General features: G+C 43.2%; 16 protein-coding genes and 1 tRNA gene. 14 read left to right on the top strand and 3 right to left on the bottom strand.

The genetic code is table 11. The features are described 5' to 3' along the window. Positions 1 to 159 precede the first annotated feature (159 nt). Genes NQ556_RS09390 through recG form a run of 3 tightly spaced genes read left to right on the top strand, consistent with a single transcriptional unit; the run spans position 160 to position 4269 of the window. Positions 160 to 519, top strand: coding sequence for an Asp23/Gls24 family envelope stress response protein (locus tag NQ556_RS09390; RefSeq protein ID WP_008375262.1), 360 nt, complete (start codon positions 160 to 162; stop codon positions 517 to 519). A gap of 17 nt (positions 520 to 536) precedes the next feature. Continuing rightward, positions 537 to 2204 (top strand): DAK2 domain-containing protein, encoded by a 1668-nt coding sequence (locus tag NQ556_RS09385; protein ID WP_008375263.1) that lies wholly within the window; start codon positions 537 to 539, stop codon positions 2202 to 2204. A 4-nt stretch (positions 2205 to 2208) separates the two neighbouring features. Beyond that, positions 2209 to 4269, top strand: coding sequence for an ATP-dependent DNA helicase RecG (gene recG, locus NQ556_RS09380; RefSeq protein ID WP_022219991.1), 2061 nt, complete (start codon positions 2209 to 2211; stop codon positions 4267 to 4269). 40 nt (positions 4270 to 4309) lie between these two features. On the opposite strand, the gene NQ556_RS09375 is transcribed toward recG, so the two are convergent. Then, the gene (locus NQ556_RS09375; RefSeq protein WP_008375266.1) at positions 4310 to 5533 is read right to left on the bottom strand and encodes a transglutaminase domain-containing protein; all 1224 of its coding nucleotides are present in this window, start codon (positions 5531 to 5533) and stop codon (positions 4310 to 4312) included. A 128-nt stretch (positions 5534 to 5661) separates the two neighbouring features. Between NQ556_RS09375 and NQ556_RS09370 the strand changes: the two genes are divergently transcribed. Next, entirely contained in the window at positions 5662 to 6921 is a 1260-nt protein-coding gene (locus NQ556_RS09370; RefSeq protein ID WP_173699092.1) for a peptidoglycan-binding protein, read from the top strand. Positions 6922 to 7149: 228 nt separating this feature from the next. Next, a complete protein-coding gene (locus tag NQ556_RS09365; RefSeq protein ID WP_022220917.1) occupies positions 7150 to 7356 on the top strand; it encodes an alpha/beta-type small acid-soluble spore protein in 207 nt (68 codons plus the stop codon). Between the two features lie 90 nt (positions 7357 to 7446). Here the strand turns inward: NQ556_RS09365 and NQ556_RS09360 are convergent. After that, positions 7447 to 7519 (bottom strand) — tRNA-Thr (locus NQ556_RS09360). 237 nt (positions 7520 to 7756) lie between these two features. Between NQ556_RS09360 and NQ556_RS09355 the strand changes: the two genes are divergently transcribed. From NQ556_RS09355 to NQ556_RS09330, 6 genes are all read left to right on the top strand, one after another. Beyond that, positions 7757 to 8827 (top strand): carbamoyl phosphate synthase small subunit, encoded by a 1071-nt coding sequence (locus tag NQ556_RS09355; RefSeq protein ID WP_008375271.1) that lies wholly within the window; start codon positions 7757 to 7759, stop codon positions 8825 to 8827. Further along, positions 8827 to 12027: a carbamoyl-phosphate synthase large subunit gene (carB, locus tag NQ556_RS09350; protein ID WP_008375273.1), complete on the top strand. Its 3201-nt coding sequence runs from the start codon at positions 8827 to 8829 to the stop codon at positions 12025 to 12027. The genes NQ556_RS09355 and carB overlap by 1 nt, the downstream gene beginning before the upstream one ends. 156 nt (positions 12028 to 12183) lie before the next feature. After that, positions 12184 to 12675, top strand: a complete 492-nt coding sequence (locus tag NQ556_RS09345) for a ribonuclease Z (protein ID WP_147574777.1) — start codon at positions 12184 to 12186, stop codon at positions 12673 to 12675. Then, complete coding sequence (locus NQ556_RS09340) at positions 12672 to 13655, top strand: DNA/RNA non-specific endonuclease (protein ID WP_022220915.1); 984 nt, start codon at positions 12672 to 12674, stop codon at positions 13653 to 13655. Before NQ556_RS09345 ends, NQ556_RS09340 begins: the two co-directional genes overlap by 4 nt. Before the next feature lie 154 nt (positions 13656 to 13809). Further along, positions 13810 to 15096: an O-acetylhomoserine aminocarboxypropyltransferase/cysteine synthase family protein gene (locus tag NQ556_RS09335; RefSeq protein ID WP_008375280.1), complete on the top strand. Its 1287-nt coding sequence runs from the start codon at positions 13810 to 13812 to the stop codon at positions 15094 to 15096. 52 nt (positions 15097 to 15148) lie between these two features. Continuing rightward, positions 15149 to 15493: a cupin domain-containing protein gene (locus NQ556_RS09330; RefSeq protein WP_008375282.1), complete on the top strand. Its 345-nt coding sequence runs from the start codon at positions 15149 to 15151 to the stop codon at positions 15491 to 15493. A 267-nt stretch (positions 15494 to 15760) separates the two neighbouring features. On the opposite strand, the gene NQ556_RS09325 is transcribed toward NQ556_RS09330, so the two are convergent. Next, positions 15761 to 16855, bottom strand: a complete 1095-nt coding sequence (locus NQ556_RS09325; RefSeq protein ID WP_022220914.1) for a pyridoxal phosphate-dependent aminotransferase — start codon at positions 16853 to 16855, stop codon at positions 15761 to 15763. A 132-nt stretch (positions 16856 to 16987) separates the two neighbouring features. On the opposite strand from NQ556_RS09325, the gene NQ556_RS09320 reads away from it, so the two are divergent. Genes NQ556_RS09320 through NQ556_RS09310 form a run of 3 tightly spaced genes read left to right on the top strand, consistent with a single transcriptional unit; the run spans position 16988 to position 22322 of the window. Then, positions 16988 to 20281: a DUF5717 family protein gene (locus NQ556_RS09320; protein WP_242856238.1), complete on the top strand. Its 3294-nt coding sequence runs from the start codon at positions 16988 to 16990 to the stop codon at positions 20279 to 20281. Between the two features lie 15 nt (positions 20282 to 20296). Continuing rightward, entirely contained in the window at positions 20297 to 21586 is a 1290-nt protein-coding gene (locus tag NQ556_RS09315) for a DUF5716 family protein (protein ID WP_008375290.1), read from the top strand. Beyond that, positions 21561 to 22322, top strand: a complete 762-nt coding sequence (locus NQ556_RS09310; protein WP_008375292.1) for a hypothetical protein — start codon at positions 21561 to 21563, stop codon at positions 22320 to 22322. The genes NQ556_RS09315 and NQ556_RS09310 overlap by 26 nt, the downstream gene beginning before the upstream one ends. The last annotated feature ends 71 nt before the right edge of the window (positions 22323 to 22393 follow it).

Genomic DNA, 22393 nt, shown 5'->3' with positions numbered 1-22393 from the left:
CAGTGGACTGTTAAGTGAGCTGCCGTATAATCAGGCAGGTGTCAGCATGCCTGATTATCGGGCTGCATTGGTTGTAAAAGCATTGGAAATAGAGTATAATATTTTCAACGTTTAAAAATAGATTTATTGATATGAATTTTGAGAATTGGAGGATGGCATATGAAGGGAAGTATGAGTACTGATTTAGGAATCATCACGATCGATCCGGAAGTGATCGCAAAATATGCAGGATCTGTAGCAGTTGAATGTTTTGGAATTGTCGGTATGGCAGCTGTCAGCATGAAAGATGGTCTGGTAAAACTTTTGAAAAAAGAAAGCCTTACAAAGGGAATCCAGGTCGGAATCTCTGATGAGAATAAGATTACACTTAATTTTCATGTGGTCGTAGCTTACGGAGTAAGTATTTCAGCAGTAACAGACAATCTGATCAGCAACGTGAAGTATAAAGTTGAAGAATTTACAGGTATGAGCGTCGATAAGATCAACATCTATATCGAAGGCGTCCGCGTGATCGATTAATTAAGGAGGAACTTGTTGTGGCAACAAAGAGTATCGATGTAGAACTGCTTGCGAAGATGTTTCTTGCAGGCGCACAGAATATAGAAGCAAAAAAGGAATATATCAATGAACTGAACGTGTTCCCTGTACCGGATGGTGATACAGGAACCAATATGTCTATGACAATTATGGCGGCAGCGAAAGAAGTAACTGCACTGGAAGGCATGGATATGGCTTCTCTTGCGAAGGCAATTTCATCCGGTTCTCTCCGTGGTGCAAGAGGTAACTCCGGTGTTATTCTATCCCAGCTGCTCCGCGGATTCACAAAATCCATCAAGACGGAAAGCGAAATTGATGTACCTGCACTTGCAAGAGCAGCTGTACGTGCAAAAGAGACAGCATATAAGGCTGTTATGAAGCCGAAAGAAGGTACGATTCTTACCGTTGCAAAAGGGGTGGCTGAAAAGGCTCAGACACTTGCAGAGGAGACAGATGATCTGGAAGAATTTCTCCCGAAGCTGATTGAAGAGGCAGAGACTGTTCTGGCAAAGACTCCGGATATGCTTCCTGTATTAAAGGAGGCAGGTGTTGTAGATTCCGGCGGACAGGGACTTCTGGAAGTACTGCGCGGGGCATATGATGCATTCCTCGGTAAAGAGATTGACTACAGCGCACTTGCACCAACTCCTCAGGCTGTTAATGCAACAAAGGCTGAAACTGAGGGTACAGTGGATATCAAATTTGGATACTGTACCGAATTTATTATTCTTCTGGATAAAGAATTTACAGAAAAGGATGAAATAGAATTTAAGGCTTATCTGGAATCCATTGGTGATTCTATCGTATGTGTAGCAGATGAAGACGTTGTTAAGATACATGTTCATACGAACGATCCGGGACTTGCAATCCAGAAAGCACTTACTTATGGACAGTTATCCCGTATGAAGATTGATAATATGCGTGAAGAGCATCAGGAAAAGCTGATCAAAGATGCAGAAAAGCTTGCAGCAGCCCAGAAAGAGAAAGAAAAAGCCAAAGAGCCACGTAAAAAGGTCGGATTTATTGCTGTTTCGATCGGAGAAGGATTAAATGAAATCTTCAAAGAACTTGGCGTGGACTACATTATCGAGGGTGGTCAGACCATGAACCCGAGTACGGAGGATATGCTGACAGCGATCGATCATGTAAATGCAGACTATATTTACATTCTTCCGAATAATAAGAATATCGTAATGGCTGCAAATCAGGCGCGTGATCTGACAGAAGACAAGGATATTATCGTAATTCCGACAAAGACCGTTCCGCAGGGAATCACAGCAGTTCTGAATTACAATGCAGAAGAAGATGTGGATACAAATGAAGAGACGATGCTGGAAGCGATCAAATGTGTAAAGACAGGTCAGGTGACTTATGCTGTCCGTGATACCCACATCGATGATAAAGAAATCCATGAAGGTGATATCATGGGAATTGGTGATGCAGGTATCCTTGCAGTTGGCAAGTCTGTCGATGGTACTACAAAGGACATGCTGGCACAGCTGGTAAATGATGATTCTGAACTGATCAGTCTCTATTATGGAGAAGAAGTTTCCGAAGAAGAAGCAGAAAAGCTGACAGCAGAGATTGAAGAATTATATCCGGATATGGACGTAGATGCACACATGGGCGGACAGCCGATTTATTACTATGTGTTGGCGGTAGAATAGGCTTATGAATGAGCAGTCAGAAATCCGTAACCTGAAAGGAATCGGGGCAAAAACCGAGGAACTGTTTCACAAGATGGGAATTTTTACCATCGGCGATCTGCTCCGTTATTATCCCAGAGGATATGATGTATATGAAGAGCCGGTGAGCGTAGGAGAGCTGGAAGAAGGAAAGATCAGCACGGTAAAAGGCGTGATATACGGAAGAGTACAGGTTGGAGGAGGAAAGCGTATGCAGATTACGACAGCATACGTAAAAGATCTGACTGGTACTTTGAAGGTGATCTGGTTTCGTATGCCGTTTCTGCGTAATACATTGAAGCAGGGAATGCCGGTTATCATAAGAGGACGGGTAGTTTCAAAAAAGGATCAGCTGATTATGGAGCATCCAGAGTTATTTTCACCACCGGATAGTTACGATAAAAAGTGTGGAACTCTTCAGCCAATTTATCCGTTAACTGCCGGTATGACGAACAATGCGGTAGCAAAAGCGGTTAAAGGTGCGATGGAATATCTGGATCTCGTCTCTGATGATCTACCGAAAGATCTGCGCCTTCGATATCATCTGGCTGAGTATAACTATGCGATCCGCGGGATACATTTTCCACTGGATAAGGCAGAATTCTACCATGCAAGAGAGAGACTTGTATTTGAAGAATTTTTAGTTTTCGTGCTTGCTCTTCGCAGGACGAGGGAGCGAAATGAGCGTGCCGAAAACGGATTTGTGATAAAAAGGCGGTCGGAAATCGACCGCTTTCTTGCAAATCTGCCATATGAACTGACCGGAGCACAGAAGAGAGTCTGGGAACAGATCCAGGAGGAGATGTGCGGAAAGCTAGTGATGTCACGCCTGATCCAGGGGGATGTTGGCTCTGGCAAGACAATAGTAGCGCTTCTGGCTCTTCTTCTGGCGGCACTGAACGGTTATCAGGGCGCAATGATGGCTCCGACAGAAGTTCTGGCCAAGCAGCATTACGAATCAATCATAGAGATGCTGGAAAAGTATCAGATTCCGGTGAAAACCGAGCTCTTGACCGGGTCGATGACAGCAAAGGAAAAAAGGGAAGCTTATCAGAGGATTGCTGCGGGAGAAGTGCAGATTGTTCTGGGAACCCATGCACTGATCCAGGAGAAGGTGGAATACCAGAATCTGGCACTTGTTGTTACCGATGAACAGCACCGATTTGGTGTCCGTCAGAGAGAGGCACTTGCCGGGAAAGGACAAATTCCTCATATTCTTGTAATGAGTGCGACACCGATTCCTCGAACACTGGCAATCATTTTATATGGAGATCTGGATATTTCGGTGATTGATGAACTTCCGGCAAACCGTCTGCCAATCAAGAACTGTGTGGTGGATACCAGTTACCGACCGACTGCTTACCGCTTTATGCAGAAGCAGGTCGCCGAAGGAAGACAGTGCTATGTGATTTGTCCGATGGTAGAAGAGAGCGAGGCAATGGATGCAGAGAATGTTCTTGACTATGCGCAGCTTCTGCAAAGTGAGATGGGTGACAAGATCCGGATCGCTGCGCTTCATGGGCGGATGAAACAGGCAGAAAAAGACGAGATCATGGGAGCATTTGCAAAGAATGAGATCCAGGTCCTGGTGTCGACAACAGTTATCGAGGTTGGTATCAATGTGCCGAATGCTACGGTGATCATGGTGGAGAATGCTGAGCGTTTTGGGCTGGCGCAGCTTCATCAGCTCCGCGGGCGCGTAGGACGTGGCAGACACCAGTCCTATTGTATTTTTATGAGTGGTTCGAAGACGAAAGAGACAAAAAAACGACTTGAGATCCTGAACAAATCCAATGATGGATTTTTTATTGCGAATGAAGATCTGAAGCTTCGGGGACCAGGAGATCTTTTTGGAATCCGGCAAAGCGGATTAATGGATTTCCGGATCGGAGATGTGTTCCAGGATTCGGAGCTTCTGAAAAAAGCAGGAGAAGCTTCGGGGGAAATCCTGAGGGAAGATCCACTGTTAGAAGGCGAAAAATATAAACTGCTTGGTGAAAAGCTTGCGGCATACATTTCGGGAAACAATCTGGAAACGACGTTGTAGATAAAAAGATAGTGGGCAAATTGTTCTGCCCACTATCTTTTTATTCATAAAACCAGTAAATAATAAATTTGTTAAGGGATGCTTCTTCACTGTATGAATAAGAAACCTGCCAAAGTCCATATAGCTCACCCAGGTATCCTGCACCTTCTTCCATGAGGGTTTCGTGCATCTCATCCACGACATCCTGATAGACTGCATCATCTGACATTTTAAATACCGTATAAGCCTCCTGGCTCTCAATCGATCTGTCGATCACTTCTCGCAGAATACCAGGCTCATAGGTATCATAATACATGCCGTTCAGCTGATAATAGTTCAGATTTTCAGACTGACATGACGGATATACATAGTCCGTGCTGATCATATGTGTTTTTTCTAGCTCTTTTTCACTGCAGCAGAGATAATCGTAAGCAATCAGGTTCGGTATCTGATAGCCATTATCTTCGCCGAGAAAAATCGGATCTCCCCAGGTTGTATCTACATAATAATACTGACCATTGCACTGAACAATATTCCATGCATGGTCTGCGACGCCTCCATTTGGATCTGTAGTCTGTCCGGTTACATAGATGCAGTAAATACCCAGTTGTTGCAGCAGATACTGGCAGCTTTTTGCATAGCCGGCACAAACCGATCTTTTTCCGACAAGAGCACTGTAAATATTCTGGTTATCCGGTGCATCAAGATCATAATCTACGTTATCTATGAGATAGGTGTAAATGTATTTTATCTTTTCGTATTCATCTGAAAGGTCTGAAATGCCAGAAAGACAGGTGGCTCTTGCCGATTCAATCTCCTGATTCCGTTGTTCTTTTTCTTCTCCTTCATAAAGATAATTGGGTTCTATTACTACATATCGGCTCTGGCCTTCAGACTGAGAATATTCTGTGGAAGTTGCATTTCCATCACACCAGAAAATTTCCGGTCTGTCATTTAACACATTCTGAAATACTTCATTTGCAGTATTCGCGTTGCTGCAATGCAGATAAATTTCTTTTTTATTTTCCTGGATACCCTGAAGAATTTCCCGGTAAACCGTTTGCTCTTCATCAGAAAGCTGTTCATAGTAGAATTCTCCGGTAACCTCTGCATCCGTAATTTTTTCCTGTTCATAAGGAACTTCTTCCGGCGCGGAACTCTCTGCTTTCGGAGTGGCTGACATTTGTCTGCCGATCAGGATTCCTCCGGATATAAGACAGAGACAGCCAAGTCCCAAAAGAATGAACGAAAAAAATTTCCCTGTTTGATGCATCTTTTTTCGCATAATCTATTTAATTCCTCCAAATACTCATCTGTATGTTTCATCATAACATACCCTTCATTTTTGCACAACACAGACATTTTTTACATATAATGTTTCTGACAGTATAAAAAGCCTTGAGGATATCAGATATGAGATTTTTGAAAGCCATGCAGACTTCTGATCGGGGAAATTTGCAGATACAGATTACTTCGTCTATTGATTCTTTTCCTGTTCCAGATGCGTCAATCCGTATTTCCTATACAGGTATTCCTGAAAACACACTGGAAGAACTGACAACCGATAGCTCCGGACAAAGTGAAACCATTGAGCTTGACGCACCGCCTGTGGAGTATAGCCTGGATGCAACAAATGAAGAACAGCCATATGCGGAATATACCCTGGAAGTAAACGCTCCGGGATTCGAGCCGGTCAACGTCGCAGGAACGGAAATACTGGCCGGTGTGACGGCAATTCAGAAGATTCGTCTGCGTCCACTTGTCACGGAAGACCAGACCCCGGAAATCTTTGTGATTCCTGCACATACTCTGTACGGTGTGTATCCGCCGAAAATCCCGGAAAACGAGATCAAGCCGGTAAACGAAACCGGTGAGATTGTGCTAAGCAGAGTTGTCGTGCCGGAATACATTGTTGTTCATAATGGCTCACCACGCGATTCTACCGCACAGAATTATTATGTAAAATATAAAGATTATATCAAAAATGTTGCTTCCAGTGAAATCTATGCAACATGGCCGGAAAATACGATCCGGGCAAATGTACTGGCAATCATGTCTTTTACGCTGAACCGGGTTTATACCGAATGGTATCGCAATCAGGGCTATGATTTCACAATTACATCTTCTACGGCTTTTGATCACAAATGGATTCCGGAACGAAATGTTTTTGACTCCATTTCTACAGTGGTGGACGAACTGTTTGCAGATTATCTTTCCAGACCGAATGTAAGGCAGCCGATTCTGACACAATACTGTGACGGAAGACAGGTTCAGTGTCCGAACTGGATGACCCAATGGGGTTCTAAAGCACTTGGTGATCAGGGGTATTCTCCGTCAGAAATCCTCCGCTATTATTACGGAGATGATATTTACATCAATACCGCTGAAGAAATTTCAGGCATTCCGTCTTCATGGCCAGGGTATACCCTTTCCCAGGGTTCTTCTGGTACAAAAGTCCGGCAAATGCAGGAACAGCTAAATGTCATTGCCGGTGCATACCCGGCAATTCCGAAAATCACAGTTGACGGTATTTATGGCCCGGCAACAGCGTCGTCCGTCAGAAAATTCCAGTCGGTGTTCGGGCTTCCGGTAACCGGAACTGTTGATTACCGTACATGGTATAAAATTTCCGAAATTTATGTAGGTGTATCCAGAATTGCAGAATTGTCCTGACTTGGATTTTATATTATGATCTAAGTTTTCTCCCAAAGTCTGCTTTTATGCAAAGAATACCAAATGTGTCATGCTTCAGTTTAAAATGTTTCATACTCATCTGGTGCTGATTACTGCAAAATAAAAAATGCTAAAATTAACAAAACCTCCCAGTGTAATCTGAATTTATTCTCCATATACTAGGAGCGTAACACAAAACAAAATGTTACAAAAAAGGAGGAAATGAATATGGCAAGTCGTTCATCAAACAGAGCAGCCGTGCCAGAAGCAAAAGGTGCACTGGACAAATTTAAATACGAGGTTGCAAGCGAACTGGGAGTACCGTTATCAGACGGGTACAACGGAGACTTAACTTCAAGACAGAACGGATCTGTCGGAGGTTATATGGTCAAGAAAATGATCGAAGAACAGGAAAAACAGATGTCCGGTCGATAGGACAGTCAGTGAAGGTATCACAGGCATTTCTGCCGGATACAAAAAAGGGAATGTCTGATAAACAGGCACTCCCTTTTTCTCTGATCACTAAGCTGGAAATCGGACTTGAACCGACGACCCCTTCATTACGAGTGAAGTGCTCTACCGACTGAGCTATTCCAGCATTCGTGCTGCTTTCGCAGTCACGAATTATATTATATCAAATTTTTGAATAAAAGCAACTCTTTTTTAAAAAAATTACACTTTAAAATAAACATAAAAAATAGGTATTGAAATCTGTAACCAGATATGGTAAACTTTTTACAATTTGAGAAAGTGTGGGCGCTCTGGAATTGAAAAGACTCCAAGAGTGCCCCTTTTTTGAGAATAAAAGAGTATTACGAAGGGATAAGGTGAACATATGAAAGCGTTTCTAATTTTAGAAGACGGAACTGTGTTTGAAGGCACAAGCATCGGCTCAACAAAAGATATGATTAGTGAGATTGTATTCAATACTTCAATGACTGGATACTTAGAGGTGCTGACAGACCCTTCTTACGCCGGACAGGCCGTTGTCATGACATATCCGCTGATCGGAAACTATGGTATTACACCGGATATGGAGTCCAAGAAGGCGTGGCCGGATGGTTATATTGTAAGAGAATTGTCCAGAATGCCAAGCAACTTCCGTTGTGAAGGTACAATTCAGGATTTCCTGAAAGAACAGGATATTCCGGGAATTGCAGGAATTGATACCAGAGCACTTACCAAAATCCTCCGCGAAAAGGGTACAATGAATGGTATGATCACAACGAATGAAAATTACAATCTGGATGAGGTACTTCCGAAACTTCATGCATACAAAGTAGGAGATGTAGTTTCCAAAGTAACTTGCAGTGAAAAATATGTCTTAGAAGGCAATGGACCAAAAGTTGCATTGATGGACTTTGGTGCTAAGAACAACATTGCAAGGTCTTTAAATGATCGTGGATGTGAAGTTACCGTTTACCCGGCAAATACACCTGCAGAAGAGATCATTTCCGCAAATCCGGACGGTATCATGCTGTCGAACGGACCTGGCGATCCGGCGGATTGCACTTCCATTATTAAAGAAATCAGAAAATTATACGACTCAGATATCCCGATCTTTGCAATCTGTCTGGGACATCAGCTGATGGCACTCGCCAACGGTGGTAAGACCTATAAGTTGAAATACGGACACAGGGGCGGAAACCATCCGGTAAAAGATCTGCAGACAGGAAGAGTTTATATTTCTTCCCAGAACCATGGGTATGCTGTAGATGCTGATAGTATTCCGGAAAGCGTTGCAGTACCTGCATTTGTGAACGTCAATGACAATACAAACGAAGGAATGTCATACGTTGGAAAGAATATTTTCACAGTACAGTTCCATCCGGAAGCTTGCCCGGGACCACAGGATTCTGGTTACTTGTTTGACAGATTTATGGATATGATGGGAGGAACAAAATAATGCCAAGAAATAAAGACATAAAGAAAGTATTAGTTATTGGTTCCGGTCCAATCGTAATCGGACAGGCAGCAGAATTTGACTATGCCGGAACACAGGCATGCCGTTCACTGAAAGAAGAAGGACTTGAAGTTGTACTTCTGAATTCGAATCCGGCAACGATCATGACAGACAAAGATATTGCAGACCGCGTTTATATCGAACCACTTACGGTAGAAGTTGTAGAACAGCTGATCCTTAAAGAAAAACCGGACAGCGTACTTCCTACCCTTGGAGGCCAGGCCGGACTGAACCTTGCAATGGAGCTGGAAGAAGCAGGATTCCTTAAGGAACATAATGTGAGACTGATCGGTACAACGGCGGAAACCATCAAGAAAGCAGAAGACCGTCTGGAATTTAAAGATACCATGGAAAAGATCGGTGAGCCGGTTGCAGCTTCACTGGTCGTTGAAAATATAGAAGATGGTGTCGCGTTTGCAGATAAGATCGGATATCCTGTTGTTCTTCGTCCGGCATATACCCTCGGCGGAAGCGGTGGTGGTATCGCACATGATCAGGAACAATTGGAAGAAATCCTTGAGAATGGACTCCGTTTGTCACGTGTAGGACAGGTTCTTGTAGAACGCTGCATTGCAGGATGGAAAGAAATCGAGTACGAAGTAATGCGAGACAGTGCTGGAAACTGTATTACTGTATGTAATATGGAAAATATCGATCCGGTCGGAGTTCATACCGGTGACAGTATCGTTGTTGCACCTTCCCAGACTCTTGGAGATAAAGAATATCAGATGCTGCGTACTTCGGCACTGAATATCATTACAGAACTGAATATTACTGGTGGATGTAACGTACAATATGCATTACATCCAGACTCTTTTGAATATTGTGTAATTGAGGTAAACCCGCGTGTAAGCCGTTCTTCTGCACTGGCTTCCAAAGCGACAGGATACCCGATCGCAAAAGTTGCTGCAAAGATTGCCCTTGGATATACACTGGACGAGATCAAGAATGCAGTTACAAAGAAAACTTATGCAAGCTTCGAGCCAATGCTTGACTACTGTGTTGTTAAGATGCCGAGACTTCCGTTCGATAAATTTATCAGTGCAAAGAGAACGTTGACGACACAGATGAAAGCTACCGGAGAAGTTATGAGTATTTGCGATAATTTTGAAGGAGCTCTTATGAAAGCAATCCGTTCTCTGGAGCAGCATGTAGACTGCCTGCTTTCTTATGATTTCTCAGCACTTTCCAAAGAAGAAATTCTGGAAAAACTGGAAATCGTAGATGACCGCAGAATCTGGATGATCGCAGAAGCACTCCGCAAAGGAATCTCTTATGACGAGATCCATGCGATCACAAAGATCGACAAATGGTTCATCGACAAGATCGCAATCCTTGTTGAGATGGAACAGGCTCTGAAGACACAGGAACTCACACCGGAACTTCTGAAAGAAGCAAAACGTATTGAATTCCCGGATAATGTTATTGCACGACTGACCGGAAAAGATGAGAGAGAAATCCACGATATGCGTCATGCAAACGGAATCGTTGCAGCATACAAGATGGTTGATACCTGTGCGGCTGAGTTCGCAGCAGAGACCCCATATTATTATTCTGTATTCGGAAGCCAGAACGAAGTAGAAGAGACTTCTGGCAAAAAGAAAGTTCTAGTACTTGGATCAGGACCGATCCGTATCGGACAGGGTATCGAGTTCGACTTCTGTTCTGTACATTGTACATGGGCATTTGCAAAAGAAGGATACGAGACTATTATCGTAAATAACAACCCGGAAACTGTAAGTACCGATTTCGATATCGCAGATAAGCTGTATTTCGAACCACTTACTCCGGAAGATGTAGAGAGCATTGTAGACCTGGAAAAACCGGACGGAGCAGTTGTTCAGTTTGGTGGACAGACTGCGATCAAATTAACAGAATCCCTGATGAAGATGGGAGTGCCGATTCTTGGAACTTCCGCAGAAGATGTAGATGCCGCAGAGGACAGAGAGCTCTTTGACGAGATCCTTGCACAGTGCAATATTCCACGTCCGAAGGGAGATACAGTATTTACCGCTGAAGAAGCAAAAGAGGTTGCCAACCGTCTCGGATATCCGGTACTGGTTCGTCCTTCTTATGTACTTGGCGGACAGGGAATGCAGATTGCAATCAACGATCATGATATTGATGAATTTATCGGAATCATCAACCGTATTGCACAGGATCACCCGATTCTGGTTGATAAATATTTGGTCGGTAAAGAAATTGAGGTCGATGCAGTATGTGATGGAACAGACATTCTGATCCCTGGTATTATGGAACATATTGAGCGTGCCGGAATCCATTCTGGTGACAGTATTTCTGTATATCCTGCGCAGAGCATTTCTGAAGTGACAAAGCGTAAAATTGAAGAATATACAAAGCGTCTTGCAAAAGCCCTTCACGTAATTGGTATGATCAACATCCAGTTCATCGTATGTGGCGAAGATGTTTATGTCATCGAAGTAAACCCACGTTCAAGTCGTACCGTTCCTTATATCAGTAAGGTAACAGGTATCCCGATCGTTCCGCTTGCTACAAGAGCGATCATCGGACATAAGATCAGAGAAATGGGTTACACACCGGGACTTCAGAAAGAAGCTGATTATATTGCAATCAAGATGCCGGTATTCTCATTTGAGAAGATCCGTGGTGCAGATATCAGCCTTGGACCGGAAATGAAGTCTACAGGTGAGTGTCTGGGAATTGCAACTACATTTAACGAGGCACTTTACAAAGCGTTCCTTGGAGCTGGAATCAACCTTCCAAAATATAAGAACATGATCATGACTGTTCGTGATGAGGATAAGGGAGAAGCTGTCGAGATCGGACGCAGATTTGAGGCACTTGGCTACCGCATCTTTGCAACACGCGGTACAGCTGATGCATTAAAAGAAGGTGGCGTAAAAGCAATTCCGGTCAATAAGATTGAGCAGGAATCACCGAACCTGATGGATCTGATCCTTGGACACGAGATCGACCTTGTAATTGATACTCCTCCACAGGGAGCAGATCATGCACGAGATGGATTTGTAATCCGTCGTAATGCAATCGAGACAGGTGTTAATGTACTGACAGCTATGGATACGGCAAGAGCACTTGTGACAAGTCTGGAAAATACAGATATCCGTCAGCTTACACTGATTGATATTGCGAAAGTTGAATAAGATGTTATGAATACGGACAGGCAGGGATTGGATTCTCTGCCTGTTTGTGTTATGGAAAATGCAGGGACGAGACGGACGCTACAGTGGCAAAAGAATGTGAAGCTGTGTAGAGGATTTCGGATATTGGCTGGAATTGCGGGGAAGGAGTTTTATAGTGTGAAAACTATTGTATGTGTGGATAACCGGATGGGGATATGTTTTAATGGCAGGAGAGTGAGCCGGGACCGGATGGTGTCAGAGGATATTCTTGAGATGACGAGAGGGAATGTGCTCTGGATGGCGCCGGAGGCAGATAAGCTTTTTAAAGAAGTCTTTAAAGCAAAAGAAGAGGTATGCCGGGAAATTGGGACTGGGAAGAAAATACAGGACGCAGGGCGACTGGAGGATGAAAAAATGTGGAAGGTTGACCGGAATTTTCTGGAAAAGGCAGAAGAAGAGGATTTCTGTTTTGTTGAGGGGGAGAATCTGGCTGGATATGAGGGGAAGATTACAGAGATTGTTCTGTATAAATGGAACCGGGATTATCCGGCAGATGTATTTTTTGAGGTAGATTTAAGCAAGTGGAGACTGGAAGAGAGAAAAGATTTTTCCGGTTACTCCCATGAGAAGATTACAAAAGAAATTTACAACAGGCAGGGATTGCTATGAAGAAGAAAATTGGGAAAATGAGAGGTGTGCTGCTTCTGACGTTTGCATTGTTTCTGACAGCGTGTGGCACAGGTGGAGCAGATGCGCAAAGTGCATCATATGGAAACAGTCAGGCAGCAGTAGTTGAAAGGCAGTCGGGTAGCGGAGAAAATGAATCGACAGCAGGTGGCAGCCAGGATCCGGTGAGCGCTACATTGGATAATATTCCGGCATACAGCGGAACACCGTATGTAGTGATTGACGATAATGAACCGGATTTTACCGAAGATGAGCTGACAGATCAGTCTTATGAAAGCTACAGTGATCTGGATGAGCTGGGACGATGCGGCGTTGCCGCGTCCAACATTGGGACAGATCTGATGCCGACCGGGAAAAGAGGAAAGATTGGACAGGTGAAACCGTCCGGGTGGCAGACAATAAAATTTGACAATGTGGATGGAAAATATCTTTACAACCGTTGTCATCTGATAGGCTATCAGCTGACGGCAGAAAATGCAAACGAAAAGAATCTGATTACAGGAACCCGCTATATGAATGTGGATGGGATGCTGCTATTTGAAAATATGGTTGCCGACTACATCAAAGAGACAGATAATCATGTAATGTATCGTGTCACACCGGTATTTGAAGGGGAGAATCTGGTTGCATCCGGAGTTTTAATGGAAGCAGAATCAGTGGAGGATCATGGAGAAGGTGTGAAATTTAATGTGTATGTCTATAATGTACAGCCGGGAATTACGATTGATTATTCAACGGGAAAGGCAGTGCTTTCCGATACGGATGCGTCAGCGGGTACGGGAAAAACCAGTGGAAATACAGAGAAAAAGATGTATGTGTTGAATGAAAATACAAAGAAGTTCCATACGCCGGAGTGCTCAGGAGTAAAAGATATCAAAGAAGGAAATAAAAAAACATTTACAGGTTCAAGAGAAGAACTGATTAAAGAGGGGTATATCCCGTGTGGGAGATGTAAACCGTAAGAGGAAAATAAAAGAAAAACTGCATATTCTGCAAAAAATATAAAACAAACGGGAGATTTTTAAACAAAATCTCCCGTTTTCTGCTATAATAGAAAACATACTTAATGAATATACATTAGAGGAAATGTGTAAAAGAAAAAGGAGGAACTTTCTCATGAATACTTATCATATGGGAACAAAATGCGTGCAGGGAGGATATACACCTGGAAATGGAGAGCCGAGACAGGTTCCGATCATTCAGTCTACGACATTCAAATACAATACAAGTGAAGATATGGGAAAATTATTTGATCTGGAGGCATCCGGATATTTCTACACCCGTCTGCAGAATCCGACTAACGACCACGTAGCGGCAAAGATCGCGGCGATGGAAGGCGGAACAGCTGCAATGTTGACTTCTTCCGGACAGGCAGCGAATTTCTTTGCTATGTTCAATATCTGTGAAGCAGGAGATCATATTGTGGCTTCCTCTTCGATTTATGGTGGAACCTTCAATCTGATCAGTGTGACAATGAAGAAAATGGGAATTGACGCAACATTTGTTTCTCCGGATGCAACAGAAGAAGAATTAAATGCGGCATTCCAGCCAAATACAAAGCTGATGTTTGGTGAGACGATTGCCAATCCGGCACTTACTGTTCTGGATATTGAGCTTTTTGCAAAGGTTGCGCATGCGCATAGTGTACCGCTGATCGTGGATAATACCTTCCCGACACCGGTCAACTGTCGTCCGATCGAATGGGGAGCAGATATTGTGACACATTCGACTACAAAATATATGGACGGACATGGAGCAGCAGTCGGTGGAGCAATCGTAGACAGTGGTAAATTTGACTGGATGGCTCATGCAGATAAATATCCCGGACTTTGCACACCGGATGAAAGCTATCATGGAATTACCTATGCTGAGAAATTCGGAAAAGAAGGCGCATTTATCACAAAATGTACTTCTCAGTTGATGCGTGATCTCGGATCGATCCAGGCACCACAGAATGCATTTATCCTGAATCTCGGACTGGAATCTCTTCATGTGCGTATGCCAAGGCACGTGGAGAACGGACAGGCTGTGGCAGAATTTCTGGAGCAGCACCCAAAGGTTGCTTATGTCAATTATCCGGGACTTCCATCTAACAAATACTATGAAAGAGCAAAGAAATACATGCCAGACGGGGGCTGTGGAGTGGTATCTTTCGGATTGAAAGGTGGAAGAGAAGCTGCTTCCGTATTCATGCAGAATCTGAAGCTTGGAGCGATTGAAACCCATGTGGCAGATGCGAGAACCTGTTGCCTGAACCCGGCAACATCCACACATCGCCAGATGAATGATGAGCAGTTAAAAGAAGCAGGGGTTCCGGCAGAACTGATTCGCATCAGTCTGGGACTTGAAGATAAAGAGGATCTGATCGCAGATATTTCTGCGGCACTTGACGCAATTCAATAATCGTGTCACAATGACAGATAAAGAAATCTGATCAGACAGGAGGAAAAGAGTCATGACAAAGAAATCAGAAAGACAACCAATCAAAGCAGAAAATGTAGCGGGTGGCGCAGGCTATATCCTGAAGGAAGAACTGATCAAAGGTGAACAGCTCGGTGCGTACTGCAAGATGTTCAATGAAGTAACGTTAAAACCTGGATGTGAGATCGGATATCATGAGCATCATGGAGAGACTGAGACTTACTATCTGACAAAAGGGGCAGGCATTTACAATGATAATGGCAAAGAATATCCGGTAGAAGTTGGTGATGTGACTTTCTGTGCAGACGGAAATGGACATGGCATCAAGAATGCGGGGGAAGAAGATCTTGTGTTTGTGGCGCTTATTTTGAAAGAATAGTGTGAAGAGGGACGGATCCTGGCGCAAATGATATTGATCGTCACCTATGAAACTATCACTGGCAGTTTCATACGGATGCATGGCAACTCCGAAGCTTGTACAAAAAAGGGGATGATGTTCGTGTGAACACGGACACCACCCCTATTTTTGTGCGCTCTTAGCCGCAACGATTCAATATCATTTGCGCCGGGATCCTGTGCTGCTCAAAATTTTTAGAAATAAGAGTTGGCGATTTAGTGAATGGTCTTCTTGTGGGGATAGGAAACATTATGCAAAGAAATCCTGTATTCCTTGAAGCAGTCTCTTATTATCTTCCGGAGCCATAATGCAGAACCGGAAGTATTCCCCGCCCAGTTCTTTGAAGCTGGAGCAGTCTCTCACCATCAGACCCTGCTTGATCAGAAATTCAAACACATCCGCAGAAGTAACTCCCTCTTTTTCAATCTTTACTAGTACAAAATTCGCATAAGCAGGATACACAGTCAGCACATTGATTTTGGAGATTTCAGTGCACATTTTGTCTCGCTCGGAGAGGATCAGATCCCGTGTTTTCCGGATATACTCCTGATCCTGGAGCATTTTCTCACCAGCGTAAGCGCCGAGGCTGTTCAGACTCCATGGGTTCTGCATCAGCAGAAGATCCTGAAGAAACTGGCTGTTACTGGTTGCACCGTAGCCGAGGCGGAGACCAGGTGCGGCATAAAATTTGGATACGCCACGGAGAATCATCAGATTATCAAAACTGCTGATCAGAGACATGGAAGAAATTTCATTAATATCCGGTGCAAATTCAACGTAAGTCTCATCGATCATCAAGAAAGAGCCAGCCTCCCGGCAGCAGTCCAGAATGGTCTGGATCTCAGGCATTTTGAGAGCGGACGAAGTCGGATTGTTCGGGTTACATAATATCACCAGATCATAGCCCTTCCTGATTTCTTCGCAGAAGGCATGGATATCAAGATGGAACAGATCTGACTCTTTTAACAGGTAAGTATGGATGGAACTTCCCACCAGATCCAGTTCACGTCCATACTCGGAATAAGTTGGTCCAAGAACCAGCGTTTTTTGTGGTTTCCGTGTCTGGATCAGGAGAGAGATCAGCTCGGTAGAACCATTTCCGACGATTACATGTTCCGGTAAAATCTGGCAGTAATCGGCAATCACTTTCTTCAAAGTAGTGTAATTTCGGTCCGGATAACTACTGAGAAGATCCAGATGTGCAGCAAGATCTTTTTTCAGGTTTTTGGATAATCCAAGTGGGTTGACATTGGCTCCAAAGCAGACGATCTCGTCCACCGGTACATGATAAAATGCGGCGACAGCAGCGGTGTCACTTCCATGAAACTGCGGTTTTGCTTCCATAAATAGTATTCTCCTTTGTGTATAACAAAAATCTGTGAATTAAAAAAATCGGGTATTCCGCATTGCCTGATATGCAGAATAATGTTATAATTTATTATAATGTCTTTTTGAAAAAATGCAATGCAGAAGTAGGTGGCAAGCTTGAAGAATAAAATAAAAAAATTTTCCAAAGGAGATTTTCGAACTGTTCATCCGGAGATTGTACTGCCGGTAACGAATCTTGAGATGACGATCGGGGAAGGAGAGTCCTGCCAGGGAAGTTTCATTTTGAAGAACAGGAAAGAAGGAGATATCAGAGGACTTGTATATTCTTCTTCTTTTCGTATACATTTAGAAGAACAGGGATTTGAGGGCAACCCGGTGGAACTCCGTTTTACTTATGATGGAAGTGGACTTGCTCCCGGGCATGTTGAACAGGGAAAGTTTACGATTGTATGTAATGGTGGAGAATTTGAGGTAAACTTTACTGCGATCATTGAAAAACCATCAGTCGAGACTTCCTGTGGAAGAGTACAGAATATCCGTGATTTTAAAAGGCTGGCGATGGAGAACTTTATTGAGGCACACCGTCTTTTCAGATCACGCGATTTTTATGACGTGATAAAGTATGAAGAGCCAAGGATAAAGGCACTTTATGATAATATTAGGAAATGGTCTCTCGGTGAGCAGGCGATGGAAGAATTTCTGGTCGGAATCAAACAGAAAGAATGTATTTTCCTGACAATGGGACGGAATCAGAGAACCTTCCGCAATTTAAAAGAAGCAACCCGTGAGATTATTCATTTTACAAAGAATACTTGGGGATTTATGCCGGTGAAGGTGCATGTGAGCGGTGATTTTATCCAGATTGGAAGGGATAACTTTACAACGGACGATTTTGTGGGAAATCTGTTTGATTTCAGTTATATCATTCATCCGGAAAAGGCTCATGCGGGAAATAATTATGGACAGATTGTTTTTGAAAGTCCGTATGAATCGCTGACCTATGAGGTAATGTTGGCCAATCACAAAGATCATGCAGAGAACAGACGTGTGGCAGATAAGACGATTGCATCAATCATAAAGGATTTCCTTGCGTGCAATGCGGAAGGAAAGGATCTGACAGCCTGGGCGGATGCAACAAGAGAAAAACTGAAGGGACTGGATATATATTCAGAAGACGGAGATGTTTATCCATTGTTTGATGCACATCTTAACCTGCTCTGTAAGGAGCCGGACAAGGCCAGTGGTATTCTGGATGATTACAATTACAGCCGTTTCTCAGTGAATAAGGATTCGGTCATTTCATCGTATTATCTGTATCTGACTGCGCTTTTGAGAAAATCAGGCAGCCAGGTTAACAAAGCAATTGAAGAACTGAATAAGGCATATATGAAAGAACCAACTTCATGGGAGCTTGTGTGTATGCTGATTGACATTGATCCGGAATATAAAAACTACAGCAAAAAATTACAGGTTCTGGAACGCCACTGCAGCAACGGTGCGAACCAGGTAATTCTGTATTGGCAGGCATACCGGTGTTTTCTGGAGAAGCCAACCTGTCTGAAAAAGCTCTCGGCATTTGAAGTACAGATTCTCAATTTTGCGCAGAAGCACGGAGTCCTGACGAAGGAAATTGCGCTTTATATGGCGAACCTTGCATCCCAACAGCGGACTTATGATAAGAATCTGGATGTTGTGATGCAGAAGGTTTATCGGATTTTCCCGGATCCACAGATTCTGACAGCAATTTGTACCCATCTGATCCGTGGCAATCGGACAACACCGGAATGCTTTAAGTGGTATGCCTTGGCAGTAAAAGAAGATCTGAAGATTGCGCAGCTTTTTGAATATTATATGATGACTGTGGATGACAAATATCTGGACAGACAGTTTCCAAAATCCGTATTACTTTACTTCCGGCATGGAAACACACTGGAATATAAAAAAGCAGCGGTGTTGTATGCAAATCTGATTAACTGTGAGGAAGAAAGCAGTGAGCTTTACAGTGCTTACAGAGAGCAGATGGAGCGGTTTGCCTGGATGCAGCTTGAGAATCGAAGGATCAATGATATTCTGCATATTATTTACAAACGCTGCTGTACTGAGCGGGATATGACACCGGAAAGAATCCGAGCAGTTTATGATATCTGCCATGCTTATGAGATTAAGACAACGGTAAAGAACATGGCGTTTGTCATGGTAATCGAGCCTGACGGAACGATCAGTCAGAAAGTACAGTACAGTGCGGATGGAGTGATTGTATATTTATACAATAAAGACGCACGGATTGTCTGGGAATCAAAAGACGGCCGCCATTACATTGATTCCATTCCATATGAGACTATGAGGATGTTCTATGAGAACCGGTATATGGAAATCTGCAAAAAATATCAGGAAGAGCATGAGGAAGAGGAACGAAAGAAAGAGAAAAAAGAACTGACCTGGGATATGCTTAGAGAGCACGGGCTGGAGATGGCAGATGAAAAAGAAGTGTTTAAAATGTGCAGTATGCGCCTGCGTGAAGAAGGTACGGAGGAGGATGATTTTCTTCTGGCATTATGCTTTGAACTGTTTCTGAAAGATCAGTATGATAAGCAGACGCTGTCTTATCTTGCTGAGTATTATTGTGGATCGACCCGTAATATGAAGAAACTCTGGCATGTGGCAAGAGATTATGATATTACAACCTACAAGCTTTCAGAAAGAATCATTACGCAGATGCTTTTCTCGGAAACTATGTTTGGTGAGGAAGAAATTTTTGCGGATTATTATGAAGGAAGAACGTATTTCCGTTTAAAGAGAGCATATCTTGCTTATGTTTCAAGAGAATATGTGGTGAACGGACGCCAGGTAAAAGGATGTATTTTTGTAATCATCGCAAATGAATACCGCAAAGAGGAAGATCTTCCGGATATCTGTAAGATCGCCCTGCTAAAATATTATTCCAGCAGGGAAGTGCATCAGGAACTGGAACCGATGCTACGGGAATTCCTGCGCGAAATGTGTGAAAAACAGCTGTATTTTTCTTTCTATTTGAAGTATCCGGAGAACTGGCTCAGAGAAGTGCAGCTTTATGATAAGACGATGATCGAATATCACGCAAAACCTGGAAGCAAAGTGGCAATTTCCTACCAGATACGGAAAGGCGAAAGTGATAATATGAATTATCAGGAAGAAATACTGCTTCCGGCATATGAAGACACTTATATCAAGAGCTTTATTTTGTTTGGTGATGAATCTCTGCGTTATTATTTTACAGAGACGAATAAGGATAAGGTGACGGTTACGGAAAAAAGTGACTATAAGCCGCGTGAGGTGAGACCAATCGGAAAATTTGGAAGACTGAATGATATGACATCACTGAAGAATGAAGCACTGGCAATCGCGATGAAGGAATTTGCAACAGAAAAACAGCTTGCTGAGGATATTTTTGTTGCTTACTAAAGGAGGAAATACTTCATGACACATGGAAGTATTATAGGATATGACATCAATGCAAAGATGTGTCAGATCAGTTATTATAATGAAAAAACACAGGAACCGGAGACGGTGGATACCGGAATTGAAAAAGAGAACAATCAGATTCCTCTGGTGATGAACTATTATAAAGAGACCTGGACTTACGGAAGACAGGCAAGAAGGATGTCTACGGTAAGGGACAGTATCTGCGTGGAAGGGATCTGGGAGTGTGCGCTTGGCAATAGGAAAATTGAGGTAGACGGACAGGAATATGAAGGCGTCCAGCTGCTGGCGGATTTTGTAAAGTACACGTTGAACGGATTTGAAGAAATTGAAAGCATCACGTTTACAGTCCCGGAGAAAAACGAAGACATCCGCGTCTTGCTGAAGGGAATCGGACAGAAACTCGGAGTGGCAAAGGAAAATATTTATGTTCAGGACTACAAGGAAAGCTTCTGTCATTATATGTTTAACCAGCCGAAAGAATTATGGCAGTATGAAGCGGCACTTTTTTACTGTGACGAGGATGTGATCCGGGCATATATGTTGCGGGAACTGAAGAACAGTTCGCAGAAAAGCAGAGAAAGCTTTGTGACGGTGGACAAGGTGGCAGATGCACGTATGGAAGAACTGGAAGCAGTTTATCCGGTGCTGCATGTTGAGAAGGCAAAAGCGGCAGATGAGCATTTTAAACGTTTTATCCAGAGTGTATTCAACAAGAAGATGATCTCTTCTGTCTTTTTGACAGGAGATGGATTTGAAAATAACTGGTATCCGAATTCTCTGCGCGTTCTCTGTAACGGACGCCGTGCGTTTATGGGAAATAATCTGTACAGTAAAGGAGCGTGTTATACAGCGCAGCGCAGAAAAGAGGAACAGTCAGATGCACCAGTCTACCTGGATGAGACAAAACTGACCGAGCAGATTTCCGTGCGGATGCGCGTGAATGGAGAAGAAGGCTGGTACCCACTGGTATCCTGGGGCAATCACTGGTACGAATCAGACAGACAGTTCGAGGTGCTTCTTGGTGATACAGAGGATATTGAGATCCATGTAGATTCTCTGGTGACCGGCAGGCATCTTGTGGAGTCGGTTTCTCTGAAAGGTATGCCGGACCGGAAAAACTATGCGCTTCGTCTGAAAATTAGTACATTCTTCTCGGATGAAAAGACCTGTCATATTATTTTTGAAGATATGGGATTTGGCGAATTTTTTGCGCCATCAGGATTCCGGTTGGAGAAGATCATTGAATTAGGAGGCAGCAATGGGCAGTTTAATTCTTTGTCATAAGAAAAAGGCAAAACATCCCTATGAAATTTCGAGGATCCATACAAGGATCAGTACACTGGAAGAGCTGTGTTATTATCTGTGCAACAATCTGTATCTGATCGATTATACGATCATGAATGAGCAGCTCTGCAGATGGATCGCAGATGAACTGGAAATGCAGGATCTTGCAGTAAAGCTGGTGGAACTGATCCGGAATCATGGTTCCGTGGAGAAATTTGTGGTTCTTGTGCTACATGAATCCAGAATCTACACACCGGGTGAAATGGCACACATCCAGAATGTTCTGGAGAAACTCAAGAACCAGAAAGAAGTAGAACGTCAGAAATACAAAGCAGATAAGCTGATGGAAAGTGGAGAACTGGAATCGGCAATCCTGGTTTACATGTCGATCGTCAACGGAGAAAAGGATGATTCGGTAGATAAGCGTTTTTATGGTCGCGTGTCTGCGTGTCTTGCCGGAGCATATGGGAGAGCATTTCTGTATGAAGAGTCGGCGAGAATGTATGAGAAGGCGTATAAGATCTGTGAAGATAATAAAATGCTCGAAGGTTACCTGTATGCAAGTTCCAGATACATGCCGCAGGATGAATATCAGAAGATGGTCATGGGCAATGAAATCCTTTTGGAAATTGACAACAAACTTACAGAAAAGATAGAAAAAGTGAGAGAAAATATCAACATCGAACCGTCAAAGGAACTGTTTGAAGAATGGAAAAAAGAGTACAGAAGAGCATAGTGTACGGGAGAAAGTTCAAGGCTGTGTATTGATTTTCGGAAAATCATGTATTATACTCTCTATGTAAAAAT

Origin of the sequence: Coprococcus comes ATCC 27758 (assembly GCF_025149785.1) — a bacterium.
Taxonomy (GTDB): Bacteria; Bacillota; Clostridia; order Lachnospirales; family Lachnospiraceae; genus Allocoprococcus; species Allocoprococcus comes.
This window is presented reverse-complemented; position numbering and strand designations above follow the sequence as displayed.